The 24,799-nt window shown below is 69.8% G+C and carries 21 protein-coding genes and 1 tRNA gene; 15 read left to right on the top strand and 7 right to left on the bottom strand.

The genetic code is table 11. The features are described 5' to 3' along the window. Positions 1 to 62 precede the first annotated feature (62 nt). Positions 63 to 1,604, top strand: a complete 1,542-nt coding sequence (locus DFJ66_RS22915) for a M28 family metallopeptidase (protein WP_121223694.1) — start codon at positions 63 to 65, stop codon at positions 1,602 to 1,604. Here the strand turns inward: DFJ66_RS22915 and DFJ66_RS22910 are convergent, their stop codons facing one another. Then, on the bottom strand, positions 1,605 to 2,276 hold the full coding sequence (locus tag DFJ66_RS22910; protein ID WP_121223693.1) for a hypothetical protein: 672 nt from the start codon (positions 2,274 to 2,276) through the stop codon (positions 1,605 to 1,607). Between the two features lie 199 nt (positions 2,277 to 2,475). Between DFJ66_RS22910 and DFJ66_RS22905 the strand changes: the two genes are divergently transcribed. Then, positions 2,476 to 4,224, top strand: a complete 1,749-nt coding sequence (locus DFJ66_RS22905) for an SdrD B-like domain-containing protein (RefSeq protein ID WP_121223692.1) — start codon at positions 2,476 to 2,478, stop codon at positions 4,222 to 4,224. 262 nt (positions 4,225 to 4,486) lie between these two features. On the opposite strand, the gene DFJ66_RS22900 is transcribed toward DFJ66_RS22905, so the two are convergent. Continuing rightward, the gene (locus tag DFJ66_RS22900) at positions 4,487 to 4,678 is read right to left on the bottom strand and encodes a hypothetical protein (protein WP_121223691.1); all 192 of its coding nucleotides are present in this window, start codon (positions 4,676 to 4,678) and stop codon (positions 4,487 to 4,489) included. Between the two features lie 459 nt (positions 4,679 to 5,137). Here DFJ66_RS22900 and DFJ66_RS22895 point away from each other — a divergent pair, with 459 nt between their 5' ends. Beyond that, complete coding sequence (locus tag DFJ66_RS22895; protein WP_170199589.1) at positions 5,138 to 5,650, top strand: DUF4365 domain-containing protein; 513 nt, start codon at positions 5,138 to 5,140, stop codon at positions 5,648 to 5,650. Between the two features lie 170 nt (positions 5,651 to 5,820). Then, the gene (locus DFJ66_RS42220) at positions 5,821 to 6,807 is read left to right on the top strand and encodes a hypothetical protein (protein ID WP_147459339.1); all 987 of its coding nucleotides are present in this window, start codon (positions 5,821 to 5,823) and stop codon (positions 6,805 to 6,807) included. A gap of 59 nt (positions 6,808 to 6,866) precedes the next feature. On the opposite strand, the gene DFJ66_RS45480 is transcribed toward DFJ66_RS42220, so the two are convergent. Further along, positions 6,867 to 7,142 (bottom strand): HAD family hydrolase, encoded by a 276-nt coding sequence (locus tag DFJ66_RS45480; protein WP_121223688.1) that lies wholly within the window; start codon positions 7,140 to 7,142, stop codon positions 6,867 to 6,869. 413 nt (positions 7,143 to 7,555) lie between these two features. Here DFJ66_RS45480 and DFJ66_RS44450 point away from each other — a divergent pair, with 413 nt between their 5' ends. Further along, positions 7,556 to 7,990 (top strand): tyrosine-type recombinase/integrase, encoded by a 435-nt coding sequence (locus DFJ66_RS44450; RefSeq protein WP_246029862.1) that lies wholly within the window; start codon positions 7,556 to 7,558, stop codon positions 7,988 to 7,990. A 66-nt stretch (positions 7,991 to 8,056) separates the two neighbouring features. Here the strand turns inward: DFJ66_RS44450 and DFJ66_RS22875 are convergent. Next, positions 8,057 to 8,141, bottom strand: a tRNA-Ser gene (locus tag DFJ66_RS22875). Between the two features lie 23 nt (positions 8,142 to 8,164). Further along, complete coding sequence (locus DFJ66_RS22870; RefSeq protein ID WP_211351285.1) at positions 8,165 to 8,635, bottom strand: MarR family winged helix-turn-helix transcriptional regulator; 471 nt, start codon at positions 8,633 to 8,635, stop codon at positions 8,165 to 8,167. A gap of 135 nt (positions 8,636 to 8,770) precedes the next feature. Between DFJ66_RS22870 and DFJ66_RS22865 the strand changes: the two genes are divergently transcribed. Next, positions 8,771 to 10,492, top strand: coding sequence for a bifunctional metallophosphatase/5'-nucleotidase (locus DFJ66_RS22865; RefSeq protein WP_121223686.1), 1,722 nt, complete (start codon positions 8,771 to 8,773; stop codon positions 10,490 to 10,492). Between the two features lie 606 nt (positions 10,493 to 11,098). Then, positions 11,099 to 12,001, top strand: coding sequence for a KPN_02809 family neutral zinc metallopeptidase (gene ypfJ, locus DFJ66_RS22860; RefSeq protein ID WP_121231593.1), 903 nt, complete (start codon positions 11,099 to 11,101; stop codon positions 11,999 to 12,001). 53 nt (positions 12,002 to 12,054) lie between these two features. Here the strand turns inward: ypfJ and DFJ66_RS22855 are convergent, their stop codons facing one another. Further along, on the bottom strand, positions 12,055 to 12,486 hold the full coding sequence (locus DFJ66_RS22855; RefSeq protein ID WP_246029861.1) for a MarR family winged helix-turn-helix transcriptional regulator: 432 nt from the start codon (positions 12,484 to 12,486) through the stop codon (positions 12,055 to 12,057). A gap of 84 nt (positions 12,487 to 12,570) precedes the next feature. Here DFJ66_RS22855 and DFJ66_RS22850 point away from each other — a divergent pair, with 84 nt between their 5' ends. The 3 genes from DFJ66_RS22850 to DFJ66_RS22840 all read left to right on the top strand — a co-directional run bounded on the left by DFJ66_RS22850 (position 12,571) and on the right by DFJ66_RS22840 (position 17,725). After that, on the top strand, positions 12,571 to 13,515 hold the full coding sequence (locus DFJ66_RS22850) for an SMP-30/gluconolactonase/LRE family protein (RefSeq protein WP_121223685.1): 945 nt from the start codon (positions 12,571 to 12,573) through the stop codon (positions 13,513 to 13,515). A gap of 134 nt (positions 13,516 to 13,649) precedes the next feature. Then, positions 13,650 to 16,850, top strand: a complete 3,201-nt coding sequence (locus tag DFJ66_RS22845) for a carboxypeptidase regulatory-like domain-containing protein (RefSeq protein ID WP_121223684.1) — start codon at positions 13,650 to 13,652, stop codon at positions 16,848 to 16,850. Positions 16,851 to 16,972: 122 nt separating this feature from the next. Then, positions 16,973 to 17,725, top strand: coding sequence for a sulfite exporter TauE/SafE family protein (locus DFJ66_RS22840; RefSeq protein WP_121231589.1), 753 nt, complete (start codon positions 16,973 to 16,975; stop codon positions 17,723 to 17,725). Here DFJ66_RS22840 and hisC read toward each other — a convergent pair. After that, the gene (hisC, locus tag DFJ66_RS22835; protein ID WP_121223683.1) at positions 17,722 to 18,783 is read right to left on the bottom strand and encodes a histidinol-phosphate transaminase; all 1,062 of its coding nucleotides are present in this window, start codon (positions 18,781 to 18,783) and stop codon (positions 17,722 to 17,724) included. The genes DFJ66_RS22840 and hisC overlap by 4 nt on opposite strands. A gap of 118 nt (positions 18,784 to 18,901) precedes the next feature. Between hisC and DFJ66_RS22830 the strand changes: the two genes are divergently transcribed. The 5 genes from DFJ66_RS22830 (at position 18,902) to DFJ66_RS22810 (ending at position 24,661) form a co-directional block, all read left to right on the top strand. Next, a complete protein-coding gene (locus DFJ66_RS22830; RefSeq protein ID WP_121223682.1) occupies positions 18,902 to 19,585 on the top strand; it encodes a dienelactone hydrolase family protein in 684 nt (227 codons plus the stop codon). 150 nt (positions 19,586 to 19,735) lie between these two features. After that, a complete protein-coding gene (locus DFJ66_RS22825; protein ID WP_147459338.1) occupies positions 19,736 to 20,575 on the top strand; it encodes a hypothetical protein in 840 nt (279 codons plus the stop codon). Next, positions 20,572 to 21,867, top strand: coding sequence for a PPE domain-containing protein (locus tag DFJ66_RS22820; protein WP_121223680.1), 1,296 nt, complete (start codon positions 20,572 to 20,574; stop codon positions 21,865 to 21,867). The genes DFJ66_RS22825 and DFJ66_RS22820 overlap by 4 nt, the downstream gene beginning before the upstream one ends. After that, a complete protein-coding gene (locus DFJ66_RS22815; RefSeq protein ID WP_121223679.1) occupies positions 21,864 to 22,628 on the top strand; it encodes an ESX secretion-associated protein EspG in 765 nt (254 codons plus the stop codon). The genes DFJ66_RS22820 and DFJ66_RS22815 overlap by 4 nt, the downstream gene beginning before the upstream one ends. A gap of 59 nt (positions 22,629 to 22,687) precedes the next feature. Next, complete coding sequence (locus DFJ66_RS22810) at positions 22,688 to 24,661, top strand: acetoacetate--CoA ligase (RefSeq protein ID WP_121223678.1); 1,974 nt, start codon at positions 22,688 to 22,690, stop codon at positions 24,659 to 24,661. Positions 24,662 to 24,799: the final 138 nt, after the last annotated feature.

The raw sequence follows: 24,799 nt of genomic DNA, 5'->3' as shown, positions 1-24,799 counted from the left end.
GGATTGCTTTCGGCACGTGACCGGGTGAGGGTTCGGCATCCGAGTGAAGGGGAAACTCGATCATGTCAGCTAGAACCCGGATGCGTCGCGCGGCGATCGCCGCGGCGTCCGCGTCCCTCGCCTTCGCAGCGGCCCCGGCCGTCGACGCGGCACCCGCGGCGACCGCCCTGGACGGCCCGGCGCTGGCCCAGAAGCTCACGAAGAGCGTCACGGTGGACGGGGTCAACCGCCACCTGATCGCCCTCCAGCGCATCGCCGACCGCAACGCGGGCACCCGCGCGGCCGGCACGCCCGGCTACGAGGCGAGCGTCGAGTACGTCGTGGGCAAGCTGCGCGGCGCGGGCTTCGACGTCACCACGCCCGAGTTCACCTACCAGGTGCAGGTGACCGACGCGGCGACGGCGAAGGTGGGCACCACCACCTACGAGAACATCCCGCTGAACTTCTCGCCCCAGACCCCGGTGGGCGGCGTGACCGGGCCGCTGCGCGTCGTGCCCGAGGACGGCTCGACGGGCTGCGAGGCGACCGACTTCGCGGGCCAGGACTTCACCGGGGCCGTCGCCCTGATCCGCCGCGGCGGGTGCACGTTCGACCTCAAGCACCGCAACGCCGCCGCCGCGGGCGCCGTCGCCGTGATCATCTCGAACAACGTCGACGGCAAGCTGTCCGGCGTGACGCTCGGTTCGCCGGGCGTGGTCCCGACCGGTGGCGTGTCCAAGGCCGACGGCACCGCGCTGGTGGCCTCCGCCGGCCAGCCGGTCACGGTGGACCTGCGCTACCACTCCGAGGACCGCGTGTCCCGCAACGTGATCGCCCAGACCAAGACCGGTCGCACCGACAACGTCGTGTTCGCCGGCGCCCACCTCGACAGCGTCCAGGCGGGCCCCGGCATCAACGACAACGGCTCCGGCTCGGCGGGCCTGCTGGAGACCGCGCTGAAGCTGGGCGGTTCCCCGAAGGTGCGCAACGCGGTCCGCTTCGGCTGGTGGGGCGCGGAGGAGCTCGGCCTGCTCGGCTCGACCGCGTACGTGAAGTCGCTGACGTTCGAGCAGCAGCTGGACATCGCGCTGTACCTGAACTTCGACATGATCGCCTCGCCGAACGCGGGCTACTTCGTCTACGACGGCGACAACTCCGACGGCGTCGGCGAAGGCCCCGGCCCGTACGGCTCGGCGCAGATCGAGAAGGCGTTCGTCGACTACCTGACGGTGGAGAAGCAGGTCCAGGTCGAGGGCACGGACTTCACCGGCCGCTCGGACTACGGCGAGTTCATCCGCCAGGGCATCCCGGCGGGCGGCCTGTTCACCGGTGCCGAGGTGCTCAAGACCGAGGCGCAGGTGGCGAAGTGGGGCGGCAAGGCGGGCGTCGCCTACGACCCGAACTACCACCAGGCGGGTGACACCCTGGGCAACATCGACCGGGTGGCCCTGGACCGCAACGCCGACGCCCTGGCCTGGGTGACCGCGGTGTACGCGATCAGCACGGAGGACGTGAACGGCGTCCCGTCCCGCGCCACCCGCGCGACCGTCCGAGCCGAAGCGGCCCGCACCCTGTCCCTCGACGACCACCACGAGGAACACCACACGCACGACGCGACGGAGTAGTCAGCTCCGCTTGGAGGGCCGGACCCGCTTGGGCGGGTTCGGCCCTTCTTCCATGAGCCACACCAGTTCCCGCGCAGTGTCCGTGCGCATCGCCTTGACGTACCCCCAATACCCCTCAAGTCCCCTGAGCACGGCATCGGGATGCGGCGCACCGTCCAACGGCTCCCCCTCCCAGTCGACCCAGGACAGGACGTCGAGCAACACCTCCAGCCCCACGTCCCGCGCCCGCTCCACCTGGGTGGTCACGGCGAGCAGGAACGGCAAGGCAGGCGCCAACACCGCGTACGGCGTCCCGGAATGGTCGTGCGCCACGGAACCCACCACCCGCTGGTACGCATCGCTCGCCCCGCCGGCCAACGCCCGCAACGCGCCCGGCACGTCGTGGTCCCGCCAGTTCCGGCCATCCACGGCCGCCCAGAACTCGGCGGTCATCTCGCCGTCGCGCACCCATCGCCGCCGAACGGCCTCCCGCTCCAGCGCCTTCTCCAGCCATTCGAGGAAGGCGGGCAGGTTCCGATCGACGCCGTGGGGGTCCTTGTCGGTGCCGAGGACGTCGTCGCAGAGGTGCCAGAACACAGCCCCGAGCGCGTTGAAGTACGCCTGCCCCTCGCGCATCTCGGGGTCCCGCAGGAACGGCTCGAGCGCGTCGAGGTACTCGTCCATCAACTCCACGGGCACTCCACCAACTCCACGGCGGCCACGACACGAGTGTCCCGGCACGAGCAAACGCTTTCCCGCTCCCACACCGCGTGCACCCCGCGCTCTTGATCGCAAGATGGCCATCGTCTCCGGATCGTTTCCCCGATCACGCGGAATCGCGGTCCGCGGTCGGCTAGCGTGCGACGACCACCAAGCCTTGAGGGGGGAACTGATGGCGCTTTCCGCGCGCGTTGCCACACGAAGATCTCTGGCTTTCCTGGCAGCCGTCACGCTCACCGCCACGCTGACAGCCACCGCCGTCGCCCAGGAGACCGAGAACCCGGAGACCGGGACGACGACGACCACCACCACCACCGAGTCGACCCCGTCGACCACGACCGGCGCGCCGACCACCGAGTCCGCGCCGACGACGTCCACCGAGACGACCGCCGCGGAATCCTCCGAGCCGCAGCCGTCGTCCACCGCGGCGGCGAAGCTCGACATCACGGCCACCACCGGCACCGGTCCCTACCTGGTCGGCCGGCGGATCCCGGTCGAGGTGACCATCACCAACACCGGCGACGCCGACGCCACCGGCGTGAAGGCCGACTCCTACACCGCGTCCGGCTCGTCCTTCTTCGTGCAGTCCTCCGAGTGGGGCGACCTGGCGACGTGGCCCACCACCGGCGCCGGCGCCACCGTGCCCGCCGGCCAGAAGCTGGTCCGCACCGTCCACGGCGAGGTCCAGCAGTGGAGCGGCGCGGTTCCCCTGGTGCGGTTCACCGTCCGGATCGGCAACGCCTGGGCGGACAGCACCGACCTGTCGATCCCGCTCGTCGCACCGGATTCCGGCACGGACACCGCGGCCGGCCTGGTCTACGGCGACCGCAACGGCAACAGCGCCCCCGACGCGGGCGAAGGCCTCGCCGATGTCGCCGTGCGGCTCTACGCCGCCGGGCAGAGCGTCGAGACCCGGACCGACGCCGAGGGCCGGTTCCGGTTCACGGACCTGCCCGTGCGGGTCTACTCCCTCTCCGTCTCCGACGTGCCGGACGGCTGGGTCATCACGCCCGCCTACTCGCAGATCGAGGTGGACGGCAACGGGTCGGCCGCGAACGTGGTGCTGCGCGGCGAACGCCCGCTGACCGACCGGCTGTCCGCGTCCATGCGCTTCACCAAGGACCTCTACAACGTCGGCGACCGCGCCGAGATCCAGATCACGCTGACCAACAGCGGCACCGACGACCTGGCCGGGCTCAAGGCGTTCTGCGACCGCAGCGGCGGCGAAGGGCCGGAGCTGCGCGACGTCGACCTCGGCGAACTCGGCTGGACGGCGCCTGGTGTCGCGGTGCCGGCCGGGCAGTCCCGCACGTTCACCATCAGCGGCGCCATCTCGCCGGAGACCGAGCAGTACGGCTCCGTGGTCTACGGCTGCGACTTCGGCCCGGAGGAGCAGTCCGACGGCCACCCGGTGGCCGTCGCCTGGGCGAGGGTGCCCGCCCCGCCGGCCGACCTGCGCGTCCGCTTCTACCACGACCGAGACGGCGACCAGATCGGCCGGCCCGACGAGATGCTCCCCGGCGTGGTGATCGGGCTCAAGGACGTGATCACCGGCGCCGTCGTGGCGAAGGCCACCACCGACGCGGAAGGCCGGGTGTTGTTCCAGAACGTGCCCGCCGGTCCGTACGAGATCCGCGTCTACGGCCCGTGGACCTTCCGCGACGACGGTCGGCACATCCTGACCGTGGGCAGCTGCCGGCTCTGCCAGTCCGAGGCCACGATCGCGCTGGTCCCCGGCCCGGACGTCCCCGAGGAGGACCTGAGCCCGGTCCAGCCCCCGGCAGCGGGCGGCGACGCGGCTCCCACCGGCGGCGCGCTGGCCCAGACCGGCGCGAGCGTGCTCGGCCTGGCCGCACTAGGCCTGCTGGCCCTGGTGGGCGGCTTCGGCACCCTGCTGTACACCCGCAGGCGCTCGGCCTGACGCGACCGGCGAGGGACGCGACCGCCCGCACCCCTCGCCGGCACACGCGAAAGGGGTGCCGACGGTCCGCAAAGGACCGCCGGCACCCCTTTTTCCAACCGCGGAAGCGGAGGGATTTGAACCCCCGGACGGTTGCCGTCTCCCCTTTCAAGGCCGGCCATCGGTGTCCGCTGATGTCCAAAGCCGTCCGCGCTAGACCGTTTTGCCTGGCCAGCCGTCCGACGCCGTTCACGGCCGTCCAGCCTCGTTGCTACACCGGTTGCTACACCTGCTCATCCGCTGTCTTTGGTGGCTCCGGGAACTTGTAGCCACCGTCCAGCCAGTCGAGGAACCTCCTGGCGTGGACGATGTAGGTCAACTTCGTGGTCGACTTCAGCCGCGACGCCATCGCCTCGGCCTCGTACCGGTCCAGCTCCGAACGCAGCTCTGCGGCTGTCCACGTGCGGCCGTCCATCGCCGCAGTATGCCGCCGTGGGAACCCTGCCGCCTTGAATATCACCCGCCTGTGCGTTGGCCGCTGGCGCGAAGCGTCGGCGGGCGTCGATCGCTGTGCCCAGCAAGCCGTGGTGACCCAACACGCGATCGTCACGGCCTTGAGCGGCCGGAAGTCATTGGTTCTGCGTACCTGCCAGCGAGCGCGCCGCTGTCCCGACCACGTGCACCAACTCCGCGCGCGGCCGACAGGCGGAGCGAAGCGGGAGCCCGGCGCGCCGCGATGCGGGGAGTCGGTGCCAACGTGCGCCGCGCCCGCCCGCGCGCCGCCGCAAGCGGCGCGCCTTGATCTCATAGAGGGAAGTACGGCAGCTACTCCTTGTTAACGCAACCGTCTTCTGGTGCGATCGCCGTAGCACAGGACTCGTGTGCAGATGGGGTCTGCAGCCGTTGCTTGACCTGCGGGGAGTGAGTGCCGTTGGTGCTTCAGGAGGACGTGTGGCAGGGCCATTATGGCGAAGGGCTTGTCCAGGCGCTTGCACACGCCGCAGGGCTTAATACATCAAAGCGAGTACTTGATGTTGACGGCGTGGATATTAATATTGGATACCCGGGCCGCCTTCTCGGGCGTGGTTATCCGTGCATTGAGGCGCAGGTGAAGTCGTGGCGCTCGCCTGTCGTCAATGATGGCGACCTTATGTACCCGCTTAGAGTCAAAAACTACAACGATCTCGTTGGCGTTCCGGGAGTGGACTTCCCGGTGCCAAGACTGTTGTTTTTGGTAACTGTCCCGGATGTTGCTGGCGACTATGTGCAGCGCTGTGGTCAGCACTACTCATTCCATCACGCTATCTATTGGCAGTCTCTAATGGATGCGCCAATGGAGACTGTGAATCATAGTACGAAGACAGTGCCTGTGCCGTTGGCTAACCTAGTTACTGTAGACTCACTGCTGGAACTATTGGGTCGAGACTTCGGGGCGGAGGCGGCGTGATAGAGGTGCACGTCACCGATCCAGAGGTCCTAAGATCGGTCAGTCCCTCCGACCTGCGGACATACCTTCTCGGTAGAGGTTGGGCTCCGTCGTCGTCCAGTAACTTCAATCTGTGGATCTTGAATGAGCACCTAGGGTCGGCTCAACTATTGGTTCCTAGCTCGAATGAGATGCGTGGATATGTCGGCTTTATGCGCGACGCACTACGCACCCTCTCGGAGGTCGAGGGTAGGCCGGAACTCGAGATCCTTGCGCAGATCAACGCGCCATCGTCAGATGTGCAATACATTAGGACCAACCCGTCCACGGCTCCTGGAACTACACCTCTGATCGACGGGGCTAAGGCTTTCGAAAGCGCAAAGCAATGGGTGCTTTCCGGGGCAGTGTTGGCCGCGAGTGGGCGCTCGATGGCTATTCAGCCGCGCAGGAAGCCCTCTCGGGCACTCGACTTCCTTCGTGATGTACGCCTGGGTCTTACCCTGCCAGGGAGTTATGTCCTTTCGATCCAAATCCCGCTGCAAGTGGACGCCGGCCCCATTCATCTTGAACTGGAGCATCCTGCTCTGGAAGGCAGCAACATCCCGTTTCAGCGGGTAGTCTCAACCCGCCTTTATCAGGCATCGGCCGCTGCACTGCACGCTGCAGAGGTCGCCCTTGATAGCCAGGGGGATGTCAGAAATTTTCATGAAGCCGTAGAATCGGGCGTGTCCGCAGACTTGTGCGAGTCGTTGACTGGATTCAGCGGCGAAAATGGTAATCCCTTTACCCTTGGGTTTACGTGGGCTTCAATGTTCCCATTTGACGATCGCGGTCCACTGTCCTTCACGGGTGATCACAGTCGAATGCTGACGATGGCCGCACAGATGCTCCGTGAGACCGAACCTGAAGAGAACGTTCGGATAATCGGTAATGTCGTTCGCCTGCATCGTGAAGGCCGGTTGGGGCCGGGGGAGGTAAGCATCCTGGGCGTAGTGGACGGTGATATTAACGAAAGGGTGCACCGCGTCTGGATCGAGTTGGACGAGAACCAATATCGGGAAGCTAGCGCGGCACATGCCGAAGGCTCGATTGTCACAATTCGTGGAACGCTGCTGCGGCGCGGTAGTCGTGCTGAGCTTTCAGAACCTCACGATTTCGACGTGGTGTCTACTCCCTGATGTGCGAGTTCACCTCATTAACAATTGGCGCCATCGACGTGATCCGCACGTCGGCATCCTTAAGGAGATGCCGCTTGGGTTGCCCGGTTTACGTAACCTATAGTTTTGCAGCCGGCGATTTTTCTGGCAACGATGTCGGTCGCGGTGTCGCCTATAATTGTGCAGTTTCTGCTATCGACGCCAAGTTCCAATACTGCCTGGTCTAGCAGAAAACGGCTCGATTTGAGATTCGATGGCGATGAGGTTGAGCGCGCTGCTACGAAGTCCACCTTTTCGTACAGCCCATTCTGATGCAAGTAAGCGTCGACCGCCGCGACACTGTTTTTGCTGACTATAGCTAGTCGGCGATCCCAGCGCGGTTGATCAGCTCATGTGCATATGGAGTCGGTTCCGCTACGCTGACAGCTTCGACTTCGTGGGCGCGGAGCGTCGCTTCGACAAGCCGGGTGCGCTGAAAAGGTGGAACGGAGTCCGGTTCGTTCTCGCGCTTGCGATGGGGACGCGAAAAGGTGAGTCCATCGGGTTCCGTTGGTCTCGGCTGAACAAGAAGACCAAGGTTCTGAGGGTGGCGAAGCAACGTCAACGCCGTACCTACGAACACGGTTGTGAAGATCCGGCCGCGTGCGCGGCGCAGCACCACAAGGTCAAGCCGTGCCCTGGCGGATGTAAGAGGCACAAGAAGTGCCCGCCGCCATGTCCCAAGGGTTGCCTGAAGCACGCCCGGTATTGCCCCCAACGTATCGGCGGCGTGGAAGAGGTGGACGTGAAGTCGAAGAAGGGGCGGAGACCCCTCCGTCTGCCCGACCAACTCTTCGACCTCCTCATCCAGCACGAAGAGACACAGGCCAAGGAGCGGGAGGCCGCAGGGGATCAGTGGTACGGGGGGGACTGGATGTTCACGCAGCCCAACGGCAAGCCTCTCGATCCTCGGGCGGACCACGACGAGTGGAAGGCGCTGCTGGCCGATGCTGGGGTCCGGGACGCGCGCCTGCACGACGCCCGCCACACCGCCGCCACAGTCCTACTGCTGCTGGGGGTGGACGCTCGGGTCGTGATGGACGTCCTCGGCTGGTCGAACCTGAACATGGCGGAGAGGTACATGCACGTCCTCGGCTCGATGCGGGAGGAGGTCGGGCAGCTCCTCAACACGTTCCTGTGGGGAGCGAATGAGACTAAGAAATGAGACTGACGCGGACAGGGGCGGCGCACCGTGGTGGTGCGCCGTCCCTGTTTGTGCTGGTAGAACCTGCGGAAGCGGAGGGATTTGAACCCCCGGACGGTTGCCCGTCTCCCGCTTTCAAGGCGGGTGCATTCGGCCGCTCTGCCACGCTTCCCGAAACTGCCGCGGGCCCAGAGGTTACCCGTCCAGGCCGCGCAGGTGCGTGATGACCCGGTCGAACACCTTCGCCAGCACCTCCTGCTCCTCCCGCGACAGCAGGTCGATCATGTGTTCCCGGACACCCTCGACGTGCGTCGGCGCCGAGCCCTCCAGGGTGCGCATGCCCTTGTCGGTCAGCTCCGCGAACACCCCGCGGCCGTCCTCGGGGCACTCGCGCCGCACGAGCAAGCCCTCCCGCTCCATCCGGGCGACCTGGTGGGAGACGCGGCTCTTCGAGGAGGCCACCTCGTCCGCTAGCTGGGACATCCGCATCCGCAGGCCACGCTGTTCGGACAGGCGCACGAGCACTTCGTAGTCGGCCAGCGACACCCCGTGCCGGTCCTGGAGTTCGCGGTGCAGGCGGTCCGACAGCATGGACGCACCGACCACGTAGTTCCGCCACGCGCGCATCTCACCGTCGTCGAGCCACCGCGGCTGCTGCTCAGTCACCCCACCAGGCTATGCCCGCGCAACTCCGTTAACGGACGATCCACGCACATGTCTGGTGCGCGTCAGGTTCGGAAGGCAAACTCCCTGACCTTGGTGCGCCCTCCTACCGGGGCGCCGTCAGGGAGGAACCCCCACATGACCTCGTTCAGACGGACCACGGCCGCGCTCGCGCTCGCCGCCGTGTCCGGGCTGGCCGTCACCCTCGCGCAGGCTCCCGCCCAGGCCGACGACAAGGCCTCGCGCACGGTGGACGTCCGCCTGATCGGCATCAACGACCTGCACGGCAACATCGAGCCGCCGTCCGGCTCGTCCGGGCGGGTCACGCTGTCCGACGGGACCCAGGTCACCGCGGGTGGCGCCGCGTACAACGCCACGCACATCAAGAACCTCCAGGCGCAGGTGCGCAACTCGGTGATCGTCGGCCAGGGCGACCTGATCGGCGCTTCGCCGATCGTGTCCGCGCTGTTCCACGACGAGCCGACGATCGAGGTCCTCAACTCCGTCGGCATGCACGCCACCGCCGCCGGCAACCACGAGTTCGACGAGGGCTACAAGGAGCTCCAGCGCGTGCAGCGCGGCGGCTGCCACCCGGTGGACGGCTGCCAGTTCCGCGAGACCTACGACGGCGCGAACTTCCCGATCCTGGGCGCGAACGTCACCCTGGCCAAGAACGGGATGCCCGCGCTGCCGCCGTTCTGGGTGGAGTTCCGCGACGGCGTCCCGATCGGCTTCATCGGCATGCCGCTCAAGGACGTCCCGATCCTGGTCGACCCGAACGGGATCAAGGAGCTGAACTTCGGCGACGAGATCGCCGCCGCCGACCGGTACGCGAAGCTGCTCGACTGGCTGGGCGTCAAGACGATCGTCCTGCTGATCCACCAGGGCGACAACACCCAGGGCGGCGGCCCCGACGACTGCCGGCTGGGCACCACCAAGGGCCCGGGCCAGATCATCGCCGAGAGCGTCTCGCCGAAGATCGACGCGGTCTTCTCCGGGCACAGCCACCAGCACTACAACTGCACGGTCACCGACCCGGCGGGCAACCCGCGCCCGTTCATCGAGGGCCTGGCGTTCGGCCGCGAGCTGTCCGTGGTGGACCTGAAGATCGACAAGCGCAGCCGCGACGTCATTCGCTCCGAGACCAAGGCGCGCAACCACGTCGTCACCCGCGACGTGGCGGCGGACCCGGAGGTCCAGGGCATCATCGACCTGGCCAAGGCCAAGTCCGGCCCGATCGCGAACAAGCCGGTCGGCACGATCGGCGCGGACATCGTGCGCGCGCAGAACGCCGCGGGCGAGATGCCGCTGGGCTACCTGATCGCCGACTCGCAGCTGGCGGCGACCCAGGGCAACGGCGCGGTGCTGGCGCTGATGAACCCCGGTGGCGTCCGGGCCGACCTGACCTACGCCACCTCGCCCGCCGGCGAGGGCCCCGGTGTGGTCACCTACGGCGAGGCGTTCACCGTCCAGCCGTTCGGCAACATCCTCCAGACCGTCACCCTGACCGGCGCGCAGATCAAGGCCGCGCTGGAGCAGCAGTGGCAGGTCGTCAACGGCGCGACGCGGCAGATCATCCTCCAGCCGTCGTCGGGCCTGACCTACACGTGGTCGGCGAGCGCGCCGCTGGGCTCGAAGGTGTCGAACGTCGTCCTGAACGGGGTTCCGCTGGACCCGGCCGCGAGCTACCGGGTCACCATCAACTCGTTCCTCCAGGGCGGCGGTGACGGGTTCTCCACCTTCACCGGCGGCACGGACATCACCGGTGGCGGCATCGACCTGGACGCGTTCACCGCGTACCTGGGTTCGCACCCGGGCGTCACCGCCCCGGCACTCGGGCGCATCACGACCGTGGCGTGAGGGCACGCGCTGTGAGCGGGCGGGGCCACGTCCGCTCACAGCGCGCGACGACCGTCCCACTGAGACGGATGAGGATCGTTTCACCAGTTCAGGGCGCTGCGGAACGGTTGAATAACGGGCCGATCAAGCGCATCCTTGACGTGGACCTGCCGCGAGGTGACAGACCAGCGAGAGCCTTCGGCGGCACGCCCGGAAGGGGTAGGTGGTGCGGTGCAGAGAAGTCCTCGCTGTGACGATCCGCGTTCGGCCGCAACCCCGCGGGTGGGATGGTGCAGATCGTCCCGGTCGCGATCGTGAGCGGTTCCCACGAGGTTTCGAGCGCGCGGCGCTTCCGGCGTGATCACGCGTAAGACGCTGTTGACCCCGGTGCGAATCCTGGTGCCGTCTCGCACGTCGGCACCGGCCGGAGTCCACGCCACCTCGTAGACGGCCGCGGAAGACGTCACTTCACATAGGGAAGAAACCCGGGTGCGGTGCCGGCGACGTCGGGCTCCGCACCCGGGCGCGTCCGCGTCCGTTCACCGACACGGTGTCCCCGCCACCCTTCGCGGGTACCCGAGGGCGGCTATCGTGATCCCGCCCCAGGGTGCGCGGTTGGAGGACAGCGTGCAGTTCAACGAGGACGCCGAGCTCGACACGTCACAGGTCAGCGACCAGCGGGGCGTCGGTGGACGCGTCGCCCTGGGTGGCGGCGGGCTCGGGATCGTGGGCCTGATCATCTACTTCGTGCTCTCCCAGCTCGGCGGCGGCGTGGAGCTGCCCACCGGCTCGGGGTTCTCCGACGTCGGCCGCGACCAGCAGGTCGGCTCCGACGCCATCAAGGCCAAGTGCAAGACGGGCGCGGACGCCAACCGCGAGGCCGACTGCCGCGCGGTCGCGTTCATCAACTCGATCCAGGGCTACTGGACCGACCAGTTCGCGCGCTCGGGCAAGACCTACCAGCAGGCGCAGACGAACTTCTTCTCCGGCGGCGTCCAGACCAGGTGCGGCAACGCGACCTCCGCGGTCGGCCCGTTCTACTGCCCGGCCGACGGTCAGGTGTACATCGACCTGAACTTCTTCAAGGAGTTGCAGGAGAAGTTCGGCGCGACCGGTGGCCCGTTCGTCGAGGCCTACGTGCTGGCCCACGAGTACGGCCACCACGTCCAGAACCTGCTGGGCACCTCCGACCGGGTGAGCGGCGGCAGCGGCCCGAAGTCCGACTCGGTCCGCCTCGAACTGCAGGCCGACTGCTACGCCGGCGCGTGGGCCAACCACGCCACGACCGTCCCCACCGCCTCCGGCAAGCCGTTGATCACCGGCGTCACGCAGGAGGACGTCGCGGCGGCCCTGGACGCGGCGGCCCGCATCGGCGACGACTACATCCAGCGCGAACTGGGCGGCGGCCGGGTGGACACGACCCAGTTCACGCACGGCACGTCGGCCCAGCGCCAGAAGTGGTACAACCAGGGCTACGAGTCCGGCGACCCGGCCCGCTGCGGCACCTTCGACACCAACGACCTGGGCTGACGTCGCCGCCGACAACCCCGGCCGACGCCACCGACCCGGGCTGACGCTCGGCGTCAGTCCTCGCCCAACACCCGGGCCGCACGGCCGAGGAGCGCGCGCAGGGTCGCGCGCTCCTCGTCGCTGAACTCGTCGGCCAACCGCCGCTCCACCGCCGAGGCCCGCGCGTCGGCGGTCTCGAACGCGCTGCGCCCGGCCTCGGTCAACCGGGTCTCCAGCACGTTCCGGTGCACCTCGTGCGGCACGCGGGCGATCAGGCCGCCGGCCTCCAGGTTGCGCAGGATCGTCGTCATCGTCTGCGGGGTGACGCGGCACTTCCGGGCCAGCTCGGCCGCGGACACGCCGGGGTTCTCGCTGAGCACCAGCAGGGTCGCGTACTGCGCCACGGTCAGCCCGGCGGGGCGGACGGCCTGCTGCTTGGCCTGCATCAACGCGTGTTCCGCGAGCTTGATGTCGCCGCCCAGGCGCTCCTCGAACGGCATGCCCATGCCCGCCATCGTAGTAACCCGTTGACGGCTATCAGAGCTCTGATATAACTTCGTGCTCGTACTTACCTACGAGGACGGAGCAACATGCGTTTCCTGATCGCCCTGGTCGCGGCCCTCCTCCTGGTCGCCGCACCGGCACAGGCCAGTCCGAGCCCGCACGTCGTCAGCGGGCACTCGGCCCAACTCCACCCGGAAGGGATCACCTGGGACCCGGTCCGCCGGGCCTTCCTGGTCAGCTCGCTGCGCCACGGCACCGTCGAGGTCGTCCGCCCGGACGGCACCACCCGCACCCTGGTGCGCGACCCGCGGATGGTGTCCACCTTCGGCATCCACGCCGTCGGCACGAAGCTCTACGTCACCTTCGGCGACATCGGCCTGAGCGCCCGGTCCACCCCGGACACCACGGGCAAGTCGTCCGGCCTGGCCGTCTACGACCTGGTCACCGGTCGTCTCCTGCACTTCGTCGACCTGGCGATCGGCGAGGGCGGGCACAGCGCCAACGACGTGGCCGTGGACCGGCGCGGCAACGCCTACGTCACCGACCCGTCCTCCGACGCGATCTACCGCGTCGACCCGCACGGCCGCGCCACCGTCCTGCACCGCGACCCGCGCTTCGCCAGCGCCTCGATCGGCCTCAACGGCATCGTCTGGCACCCGGCGGGCTTCCTGATCGCCGGCCGCTACGACACCGGCACCCTCTTCAAGATCCCCGTCGACAACCCGTCCGCCTTCACCGAGATCACCACCGACCAGAACCTGGCCGGCGCCGACGGCCTGGACCTGCGCCCGGACGGCACCCTCGCCGTGGTCACCAACGCCCTCGGCGCGCCGGGCACCAACGCCGTCACGGTCCTGCGCTCGCACGACAACTGGCAGACCGCCCGCACCACCCGCCGCACGGCCCCGTGGGGCGACGACGAACCGACCACGATCACCCATTCACCCCACGGCAGCTACGCCGTCGACGGGAACATCGGCGCGCTCCTGGCCGGCACCACGTCCGACGCCTTCACGCTGCGCGAACTGTGATCCGGAAACCCTTTTCCCGATCCCGTTCCGTGAAGTAGGTTCCGCCCGGCAAGAAATGCGCACCCGCTCGGCGGCGGCTCGGGGGACGTCGGCCACCCGCAGTGGGCAGGAATCTCTACCGGGGGGAAAGACCCTTGTCCAGTCATGGCACTGGCGCGCGCCCGCGTGCGCGCACGAAGATCCTCAGAGCGGCGACGGCGGGCGCACTGGCGCTCGCCGTCGCCCTCGGCGGCACCACCGCGTGGGCGCAGGACACCGAGCCCACGACCCCGTCCACGACGGAGACCGTGACGCCGACCGAAACGCCGACCCCTTCCGAAACGCCCTCGGAAACCCCGTCGGAAACGCCGTCCGCCACGCCGTCGGAAACGCCGAGCACCACCACGGAGCCCAGTGCGCCGACCCGGACTGAGCAGACCGGTCCTGAACAGACCGAGCCGGCCGACGACCAGGCTCCGCAGACCCCGGCCGAGAAGCAGGCCGAAGTCTTCGACCTGCAGGAACAGGCCGCGCCGGCGCTCCCGGACCTCCGGGTCGGCGTCACGTTCGACCGCACCGAGTACGAGGTCGACGCCGACATCAAGGCCCGCGTCGTCGTCGAGAACGTCGGCACGGCCACCGCGACCGACGTCCGACTCCGGGAGAGCGCCCGCGCGCTGGACGTGAAGTCCGGCGCGCTGGACCTGCACCGGGTTCCCGGCCCGGAACTCGCCCCGGGTCAGCAGCGCACCTACGACCTGGTGTTGCGGCAGTCCTACGACCCCGGCACGAACGACATCTCGTTGCAGGTCCGGGCGTGGCAGGGGCCGCAGGAATACCCCACCCTCGACGCGAACCCGAACGACAACTACGGGCAGGCCACCGCGCGTGTCCTGCGTGAGCGCGGCACGGTCGACGTCGTGGTCTTCAACGACGACAACGGCAACCGCCAGGCCGACGAGGGCGAGCGCCGGAGCGGTGTCGCGATCTTCGCCTACGGCGAGACCGACTCCAAGCGGCTGAGCGGCACGTCGGCGGGCGACGGCACGCTCCGGTTCGCGAACGCGACCACCGGCCACTACCGGATCCGCACCAACTACCCCGAAACGCGCGTGCCCGCACCCGGCTTCGCCGAGTTCGACGTCGTCGCGGGCCAGACGCGGACCGTCCTGGTGCCGCTGGTCGAACCGGTCGCACAGGTCATCGTGCCCACGGTCGAGTTCCTCGACGACCCGTACGTGAACGCCGGCGACCCGGTCACGGTCAAGATCACCGTCAAGAACGAGGGCACCCAGCCGCTCAGCGGTGTGGTCGCGGTGTGCGGCACGTTCAGCAACGTGCCCGGCCTGCCCGGCACGGACCCGTCCTGGGCGCCCCTGAACCCGGACGGCCCCGGCCTCACGCTCGCCGCCGGCGAGACCAAGACGCTGACCGTCACCGACGTCGTCCCGCAGGCCGCGTACGACGAGGGCCGGGTCGCCGTCACCTGCGACTTCGGCAACAACGGCCGCAACAACCAGGGTTACCGGGGCGCGTCCGACTTCGCCGACGTCAACGGCCGCTACGGCACCGTCGAGGGCACGCTGGTGCTCGACGAGGGCGACACCGAGCGTCCGCTCCCAGGCGTGGCGGTCCTGGCGCTCGACCAGCGCAGCGGGCTGTCGGTCAACCGCGCCTACACCGACGCGGACGGCCGCTGGCGGATGGACCGGGTCCTCGCCGGCCCGACGAAGTTCCTGGTGCTGGGCGAGTACCAGCCCGAGAACGGCACCGAGTTCGTCGTGGACGTCCCCAAGGGCGGCGTGGCGCGACCGGCGTTCCGCGTGAAGGCGGGGCCGAACGTCGAGGAGCCGCGGTGGTCGCCCAAGCTGGAGATCACGGCGTCGTTCGACAAGGCCGTGTACGACATCCGCGACGTGTGGACCGCACGGATCAAGGTCGCCAACAACGGCACCTTGGGCAGCACTCGCGTGTTCTGGTACGAGGACTACGGCACGGGCACCGGCCTGGAGTACGAGCGCAAGCAGTTCGCGCCGCTGCAGGGCGACCGGAACCTCGGCGTCGAGCTGTGGCCGGGCGAGTTCGTCGAGCTCACCGTCACCGGCACGATCAGCCCGTACCTCCAGGGCGACACCGTGCGGCTGAAGGGCATCCTCGCCCACGGCTGGCCGGGCGAGCCCGACCCCGGCATCGACCTCACCGCCAAGGTGACCTTCCAGACCGGGGACGCCGAGGTCGTCGTCTACGGCGACGCGAACGGCAACGGCGCGTTCGACCAGGGCGAAGCGCTGCCCGGCATGGGGGTCTCCCTCTACGGCGGCGTGCCGAACCGCTCGCTGAGCGGCAAGACGGACGGCTCCGGGCGCTACCGGTTCACCGGTGTGACGGCGGGCAGGCACGAGGTCCGCGTCTCGACCCACGGCACCGACTGGGCCACGCCGTTCGACTTCTACAACCAGATCGTGGTCGAGGGCGGCAAGCCCACCACCGTCGAGATCGGCCTCGTCCGTCCGCTGTCCAAGACGCTCACCGCGTCCCTGGAGTTCTCCAAGGACAGCTACCGCAAGGACGAGAAGCTCGACGTCAAGCTCAAGTTCACCAACACCGGGCCCGACGTGCTGGTGAAGATGTTCTGCGCCGGCGAGCTCTACATCCCGACCGACGGCCCCGAGTGGGGACCGTTCGCGTTCAACGGCCCGGGCGTGGTCGTGCCCTCCGGCGCGACCAGCGAGTTCCACGTCCTCACCGCCATCCCGGCCTACGCCGCGAAGTCGGGCGTGGTCGGGCTGGGCTGCGAGTTCGGCCCGGTCTGGGGCGACGGCCTCCCGTCCGGGCACGACATCGCCACGGTGACCGGCGAGGTGTGGACCACGACGGGGCAGGTGCTGACCGGCAACCACCCCTACCAGCCGGTGCCCGGCGTGAAGGTGGTGCTGCTCGACTTCTTCACCGACGAGCCGGTCGCGCAGGCGATCGCCGACGACTCGGGCGCGTTCACGTTCCCGGACCTGGCGGTGGGCTGGTACACGCCGGTCGTGGTCGGGCCGTGGAAGGTGCGGGTCAACCGGCAGTTGCCGCTGTTCCAGGTCGTCTCGGGCAACACCTACCCGCAGAACGTGTACGTCGACGCGGGTCCCGAGGTGGCCGACCCGTGGCCGCCGACCGTGCCGGGTGACCCGAACGCGGTCGTCGGGCCCGGTGGCTCGCCCGACGCCGCGTTGGGCAGCGGTGGGCACGCGCAGGTGAACCAGTTGGCCGACACCGGGGCGAGCGTGATCACCCTCGGGCTGCTGGGCCTGCTGGTGCTCGCACTGGGCTTCGTCGCCGTCGTGACGGGCAGGCGCCGCACGGCCTGACCCGAGCGACGAAGAGGGGGCGTGGTCCGCACGGGCCGCGCCCCCTCTGTCGTGCGGGCCACACCGCGTTGCGCCGCCCGGAGTGTTAGCGTCGCTAAACAACTGGTCGAGTGGGGGTGGACGTGACGACGCTGGAGGCGGTCTTCGTCGTCCTCGCCGGGGTGTTCGCGGGCGGGATCAACACCGTGGTCGGGTCGGGCACGTTGGTGACCTTCCCCGTGCTGCTGGCCGTCGGGTACCCGCCGGTCACCGCGAACGTGTCCAACAGCCTCGGGCTCGTGCCGGGGTCGCTCAGCGGCGCGTGGGGCTACCGCCGGGAGCTGTCCGGGCAGGCCGGCCGGGTCAAGCGGCTGCTGCCCGCCTCGATCCTCGGCGGGATCGTGGGCGCGGTGCTGCTGGTCGTGCTGCCGGCCAAGGCGTTCTCGGCGATCGTGCCCGTCCTGATCGCCGTCGCGCTCGTCCTCGTGGTGCTGCAACCCTGGCTCAACCGCAAGCTCGCCGAACGCGAACGGCACGAGCACGGCGGTCTGTCGCTGTGGGTCGGCGTGTTCCTCGCGGGCATCTACGGCGGCTACTTCGGTGCGGCGCAAGGCGTTCTGGTGATGGGGCTGATGGGCGTGCTCATGGACGAGCACCTCCAGCGCATGAACGCCCTCAAGAACGTGCTGACCGCCTTCGTGAACCTGGTCGCGGGCATCCTGTTCATCTTCATCGCCGACGTGGCCTGGCCCGCCGTGGCGTTGCTCGCGGTCGGCTCGGTGATCGGCGGCCAGATCGGCGCGAAGGTCGGCCGCCGACTCCCACCGACCGCGCTGCGGGCGGTCATCGTGCTGGTGGGAGTGGCGGCCATCGTCCAGCTGCTGGTGAAGGACTAGAACGACTTCGCGGCGGCCAGGAAGGCGTCGTTCTCCTCCGGCTCGCCGATCGTCACCCGGGCGCCTTCACCGACGAACGCGCGCACGACCACCTTGTGCGCCAAGCAGTGCTCGTTGAACGCGGCGGTGCGCTCGCCCAGCGGCAGCCACACGAAGTTCGCCTGCGACTTCGGCACCTCGAACCCGGCCGCCAGCAGCTCCGACCGCACCCGCGCCCGCTCGCCGACGATCGCCCGGCACCGCGCCATCAGCTCGTCCTCGGCGTCCAGCGACGCGATCGCGGCCACCTGCGCCAGCGCGTTCACGCTGAACGGCACGTAGACCTTGCGCAGCGTCTCGGCCACCTCCGGCGAGGCCACGGCGTAACCCACGCGCAGCCCGGCCAGGCCGTAGGCCTTGGAGAACGTGCGCAGCACGGCCACGTTGTCCCGACCCGCCGCCCACTGCCGCTTGGCCAGCTCCACCCCGTCCGGGACGGCGTCGTCGTCCACGAACTCCCGGTAGGCCTCGTCGATCACGACCAGCGCGTCACGCGGCACCCGCTCGATGAACGCCTCGATCTGCTCGGTGCGCAGCGCCGTGCCGGTCGGGTTGTTGGGGTTGCACACGAACACCAGCCGGGTCTTCGGCGTGATCGCGGCGGCCATCGCGTCCAGGTCGAGCCCGTGCCCGGCGGTCAGCGGCACGCGCACCTGCTGCGCGCCGACGACCTGGGTGATGATCGGGTACGCCTCGAAGGAGCGCCACGGGAACACCACCTCGTCGACCTCCGTGCAGGTGGCCTGCACCACCTGCTGGCACAGCGTCACGGAACCGCAGCCCACGGCCACCCGCTCCGGCGCCACACCGAGCTTGTCGCCCAGCCGAGCCACGAGGTCGGTGGCGGCGTTGTCGGGGTAGCGGTTCACGGCGGTGGCCGCGTCCGCGATCGCCCGCACCACGCTGGGCAGCGGTCCGGCCGACACCTCGTTGCTGGCCAGCTTGATCGCGCCGGGGATGGTTTTGCCGGGCACGTAACTGGGTAGCGCGGAGAGGTCTGCGCGGGTTCGCACGGTCATCCAAGTGCTCCTTCCGGTTCTGACCAGGACGTTAGCCGCTCAAGACCCGGATGGGGCATACCAGCCGTCTGGTTGCTCACGTTGACTGACGTTCACCCCGACGTGGAAGGGTTGCGCCATGACACCTACCCGCACCGAGACGCTCTCGCTCACCGACGGCCGCACGCTGCGGCTGACCGTCGCCGAGCCGGAGAACGCCGTCCGCGGCGGCATCGTCGTGCTGCACGAGGCGCGCGGCGTGACCGACACCGTCCGGGGACTGGTGAGCAGCCTCGCCGGCGAGGGGTGGCTCGCGGTCGCCCCGCACCTCTACCACGGCGCCGAGGACGAGCCGGCGGACGCGGACGAGCGGGCGGGCAGGCTGTCCGGCGAGTCGGTGCTGGCCGACACGGACGTGGCGTTCGTGTGGCTCGGACAGCAGGGCGTGAGCAGCGACCGGCTCGGCGTCATGGGCTTCGACCTGGGCGGATCGGTCGCGATGGTGGTTGCGGGAAGCCGAAGCATCGGCGCCGCGGTCACCGTCGGTGGCGGCGGCATCCTCGAACCGCTGTCCGAGGGGCTGCCCTCCCTGGTGGAGGTCGCGGAGGAGTTGGCGTGCCCGTGGCTCGGGCTGTACGGGGACGACGACGCGGAGATCCCGTTCTCGGACGTGGAGAAGCTCCGGGACGCCGCCGCGTCGGCTCCGGTGGCGACCGACGTGGTCCGCTTCGAGCACACCAGCCACCGGTTCGACACCACCCCGTCCGCCAGCGCCGAGGCCTGGCAGCGGGCGCTCAACTGGTTCGACTCCCACCTGCGCTGACGCTTCCTTATAAGAGTCTTTACAGCGGCTTGGAACCGGACGTGCTTCCCGGTACATCTAAGGAGTGCGTCCGCCAACGCCGGTGCGGGCGCGGTGGCTGGGTAACGCGCGGCGCGTCTTCGGCGAAGTGCGCAGTGCAGGGGGTAACTGATGAGCGACGGGAACACCGTTCCACTGACACATCCCGCACCACCGGTGAGCGCGCCGTACCCGGTGCCGGACACGTCCACGACGCAGGTGATCACGGCCGCCGACCTGCCGCAGACGGCGGCGGGTCCCTTCGCGGCACCCTCCGACGGCGTGACCACGACGCTGAGCGCGCCGAACCTGTCCGACGCGCCGACCTTCGCCACCACCGTGCCGCCGACCCCACCGGCACCCGCGGACGCGCCGACCTTCGCGACCGGGGCACAACCGGCCGCACCGCCACCCGCTGACGCGCCCACCTTCGCCACCGGGACCGCGCCGGCCGCGCCGACACCCGCACCCGAGGCCACGCCCGCGGCGGCGACCGCACCCGCGCCGACCGACCAGTCCGCCACGCAGGTGATCAAGCCCGAGACGCTCGCCGCCGCCTCCCCGACCTTCGCCACCGCCGCCCAGACCGACCTCCAGAAGGCCACCACGGCGCTGGACGCGGTCGACAAGGGCGAGGTCAAGCTCGACCTGGACAAGCAGGCCGTGCAGGACTTGGTCAAGCTGATCACCCAGGCCCGCGACCTGGTCGACAGCGTGCACCGCACCGCCGTCGACAGCCTCGACGTGGAGCTCAAGTTCGGCAACAACTGGGTCGGCGAGGCGATCAGCCGCCGGCTGCGCGAAGTGGCCGTGGGCGACGAGACGTCGGCCGTCTCCGTCATCGGCGACTTCCTGGACGTGCTGTTCGAGGTCGAGAAGACCATCCGGGACGCCGCCCGCAACCTGGAGGACGCGGACGACGAGGCCGCCGACGCCTTCGGCAAGGCGGCGGGGGAGGTCAAGGGTCCGTGAGCGACAACAAGCCCGGCAACAGCGGCAACAACCAGGCCAACGGCAACCAGGGCGGCAACGGGAACCACTACGGCAACGACAAGCCCAGCGACCTCGGCCAGAAGGTCGACTGGATGACCTACTCGCACGAAGCCCTCTACAAGATGATCCACGAGGGCGTCGACCTGAAGGCCGCCGGTTCCGCGCAGGCCGACTGGGCCGCCGTGGGCAAGCAGCTCACCTACGTGCACGAGCTGCTCGCCCGCGCCATCGCCCAGTCCCAGCAGGCGTGGTCCGGCGAGTCGGCCGACCGCGCCCGGGAGGCGCTGGAGTCGGTGGAGAAGTGGGCGCTCAACACCAGCGACCACGCCGAGAACGTCGCCAAGTGCATCGGCGACGAGATCCAGCACGTGCAGACCGCGCGCGAGCTGATGCCCGCGCCGGTACCCCCGGCCCCGCTGCCCGACCCGGCCGTCCCGCCCACCACCGGCACGCCGGTCACCCCGGTGGCCCCGACGCCCGTGCGCTCGCCGCTGGTCTCGGCCCGCCGCCCGCTGGTGGACTCGGTGTACGAGGACCGCCTGCCCGTGGACAGCCTGCGCGAGCCCGTCGAGCCCCTCCCGACCACCACCACGCCGACCAGCCCGTTCACCGGCATCGACCGGGTCGGCGCGCCCGCGGTCGACGCGGTCCTCACCGCCGACGCCTCGCACCGCCAGGCCGCCGAGGTCATGGCGATGTTCCAGCAGAACTCCTACCTGGTGGACCGGACCGTGCCGTCGTTCGTGCCGCCGCCCAACCCGGTCGCCTCGACGCCTCCGCCGGTGGTGACGCCGCCGAGCGGTCCGAGCACGCCGCCGGACACCTCCGGTGGCGGTGGCGGCCCGGTCGTCGCGGGTCAGCCGCAGCCCCAGCCCGGCCGCGAGCACACCGCCCCGCAGCAGGGCCGCGGTGGTGTCGGCGGGCGCGGCGGCTACGCGCCCGGCCGGCTGCCGATGCCCGTCATGGGCGGTCCGGCCGGCGCCGGCGGCGGTGGCGGCGGTGGACCGCTGGGCAGCCCGGCGGCGAGCCCCGGCGTCGTCGGCGCGGAGCGGCCCACCGGCCACCCGGGCAGCGTGACCAGCCAGTTCTCCTCGTCCAAGGCCGTCACCCCGCAGTCGGGCATGATCGGCGCGGCCCCGATGGCCGCCCCGCCGCCCGTCGCCGGCGGCGCGCCCGGGTCGAACGAGCGCAACCGGCCCGGGTACCTGGAGGAAGAGGACAACGTGTTCGGCGTCGACCGCAAGGCCGCACCCCCGGTGATCGGCCTGTGACCGACAGGGTCTTCCGGCTCAGCACGCTGGAGTTCTTCCTGCTGTGGCAAGCGGTCCACCGCGAGCAGCACCCGGTCCCGCTGGGCACCCCGCACTACGGGCACACCCAGCAGGAACGGGCGCGGCTGGTGGAGACCACGTCCCGCGACCTGTTCGCGCGCGGCCTGGGCACCGTGCAGCGGCCCGACGAGGAGCTGTACGGGGTCCTGCGCGGCCTCGCCGAGTTCGAGGTCGGCCTGGAGGTCGTGTTCACCCGCGGCGGTGACCAGGCCCGCGGCCTGGCCACCGCCGCGTGGCACGGCGCGTTCGCGGGCCGGGTCGGCGAGCACGTCCAGGTGACCGGCTTCCGGCCGACCGCGCTGGCCGCCACCACCGTCGGCACCCTGCCTCCCGCCCCGCCCGGCACGGGCCGCTCGGTCAACGTCCGGTGGGACGACTACCTGGAGGCCGGGCGCGCCGGCGAGCAGGACGGCACCGAGGGCTTCCTGGACGTGCTGCGCCGCGCCGGCCTGCGCGAACCCGAGGCCAACACGCTGATGCGCGCGGTCACCACCCGGCGCGGCGGCGGCCAGGTCGGCGTCATCGCCCGCAACCGCAACGGCTACCTGCACCCGACCGGCGACACCGTGTCGTGGCTGGACACCGCCGACGGCCGGTACCTGGTCCGGCGCGACGGCACGTGGCTCGTGGTCGCCCCGGTGGACGCCCAGCGGCTCGCGACGGCGGTCGAACACCTGGTGGCAGGCGCCGGCCGCAACTGAACCGGTGTGTGGTTGACGACTGTGGTTCCAAGGGCTCCGATGAGCTAGGAACTTCAGGTATGACCGACATGCGTGCCGGCACCGCCGCCGGCGAGGCAGAGCTGCTGTGGCGTCCCGACCCCGACCGGGTCGCCGACAGCCGCATGGCCGCGTTCCGCACCTGGCTCGCCGCCGAGAAGGGCCTGTCCTTCGCCGACTACCCCGCGTTGTACGAGTGGTCCGTGACCGACCTGGACGGGTTCTGGGGCGCGATCGCCGAGTTCTTCGAGGTGGCGTTCCACAGCGCGCCCACGGCCGTATTGGGCGCCCGGACCATGCCCGGCGCGGAGTGGTTCCCCGGCGCGACCCTGAACTACGCCGAGCACGCGTTGCGGCACGACACCGACGACCTCGCCGTGATCTTCCACCGCGAGGACGGGCTGGCGTCCCAGCTGACCTACCGCGAGCTGCGCCGCCGGGTGGCGGCCGTGCGCGCCGGGCTCGTGGAGCTGGGCGTGACCAAGGGCGACCGGGTGGTCGCGCTGGTGCCGAACTCGCCGGAGGCCCTGATCGCGTTCCTGGCGGCGGCGTCGCTGGGCGCGGTGTGGTCGTCGTGCTCGCCGGACTTCGGCGCGCGCGCCATCGCCGACCGGTTCACCCAGATCGAGCCGACCGTGCTGGTCGCCGTCGACGGGTACCGGTACAACGGGCGCGGTTTCGACGTGCGGCCGACGGTGGAGAAGCTGCGGGCGGAGATCCCGTCCCTGCGCGCCACCGTGCTGATCGACTACCTGGGCGGCACCCTGCCCGGCACGGTGTCGTGGGACTCGCTGCTGCGCGACCACGCGGACGCCGCCCTCGCCTTCGAACCGGTCCCGTTCGACCACCCGCTGTGGGTCCTGTACTCGTCCGGCACGACCGGCCTGCCCAAGGGCATCGTCCAGGGGCACGGCGGGATCGTGCTGGAGCACCTGAAGATGCTGGCGCTGCACAGCGACCTGGGGCCCGGCGACCGGTTCTTCTGGTTCACCACCACCGGCTGGATGATGTGGAACTTCCTGGTGTCCGGCCTGCTGGTGGGCACCACGATCGTGCTGTTCGACGGCAGCCCCGCGCACCCGGACCTGAGCGTCCTGTGGCACCTGGCCGAACAGCACCGCGTGACCTACTTCGGCACGTCCGCCCCGTACATCCAGTCGTGCCTCAAGGAGGACCTGAAGCCCGCCACCAGGTTCGACCTGACGGGCCTGCGCGTGGTCGGCTCGACCGGCGCGCCCCTGACCCCCGAGGGCTTCCGCTGGATCGCCGACGCGGTCGGCCGGGACCTCCAGATCGCCTCGGTGTCCGGCGGCACCGACCTGTGCACCGCCTTCGTCGCCGCCGCCCCGGACCTGCCGGTGTGGCTGGGCGAGCTGTCCTGCCGCGCCCTGGGCGCGGCCGTGCAGGCGTACGACGAGCAGGGCACCCCGGTGGTCGACCAGGTGGGTGAGCTGGTGATCACCGAGCCCATGCCGTCCATGCCGGTGTTCTTCTGGGGCGACGAGGACGGCTCCCGGCTGCGCGAGGCGTACTTCGACACCTACCCGGGCGTGTGGCGGCACGGCGACTGGATCCGCATCACGCCCCGCGGCTCGGCCGTCATCTACGGCCGCAGCGACTCCACGCTGAACCGCGGCGGCGTCCGCATGGGCACCAGCGAGTTCTACCGAGTCGTCGAGGGCCTGGAGGGCGTGGTCGATTCCTTGGTCATCGACACCTCCGGTGCCGGCCAAACGGACGGCGAACTCCTGTGCTTCCTGGTCCTGGCCCCCGGCACCACCCTGGAATCGGTCGAGCCGCTGCTGAAGTCCGAACTGCGCACCAACCTGTCCCCGAGGCACGTGCCGAACAGGTTCATCGCGGTGGACGAGATCCCGAGGACGTTGAACGGCAAGAAGTGCGAGGTCCCGGTCAAGAAGATCCTGGCGGGCACCCCACCGGAGAAGGCCGTCAGCCGAGACGCCCTCCGCAACCCGGACGCCCTCACCCCGTTCCTCGCACTGGCCACCCGATGATCTAGGGGGAGACGTACGCCACAAGTACACCTCCTGAACCCCCGCTGAACGCCCCCCTCGCACGGTCTGACCTGCGCAGACGACCTAAGGAGGGGGGCGTTTTGCTACCAGGGCACCGGCATGTGTAACCTATGCGTC

It is taken from the genome of Saccharothrix variisporea (genome assembly GCF_003634995.1).
GTDB lineage: Bacteria > Actinomycetota > Actinomycetes > Mycobacteriales > Pseudonocardiaceae > Actinosynnema > Actinosynnema variisporeum.
Note: the sequence above shows the minus strand (reverse complement) of the source record. Positions and strands in the feature narration are given on the sequence as shown.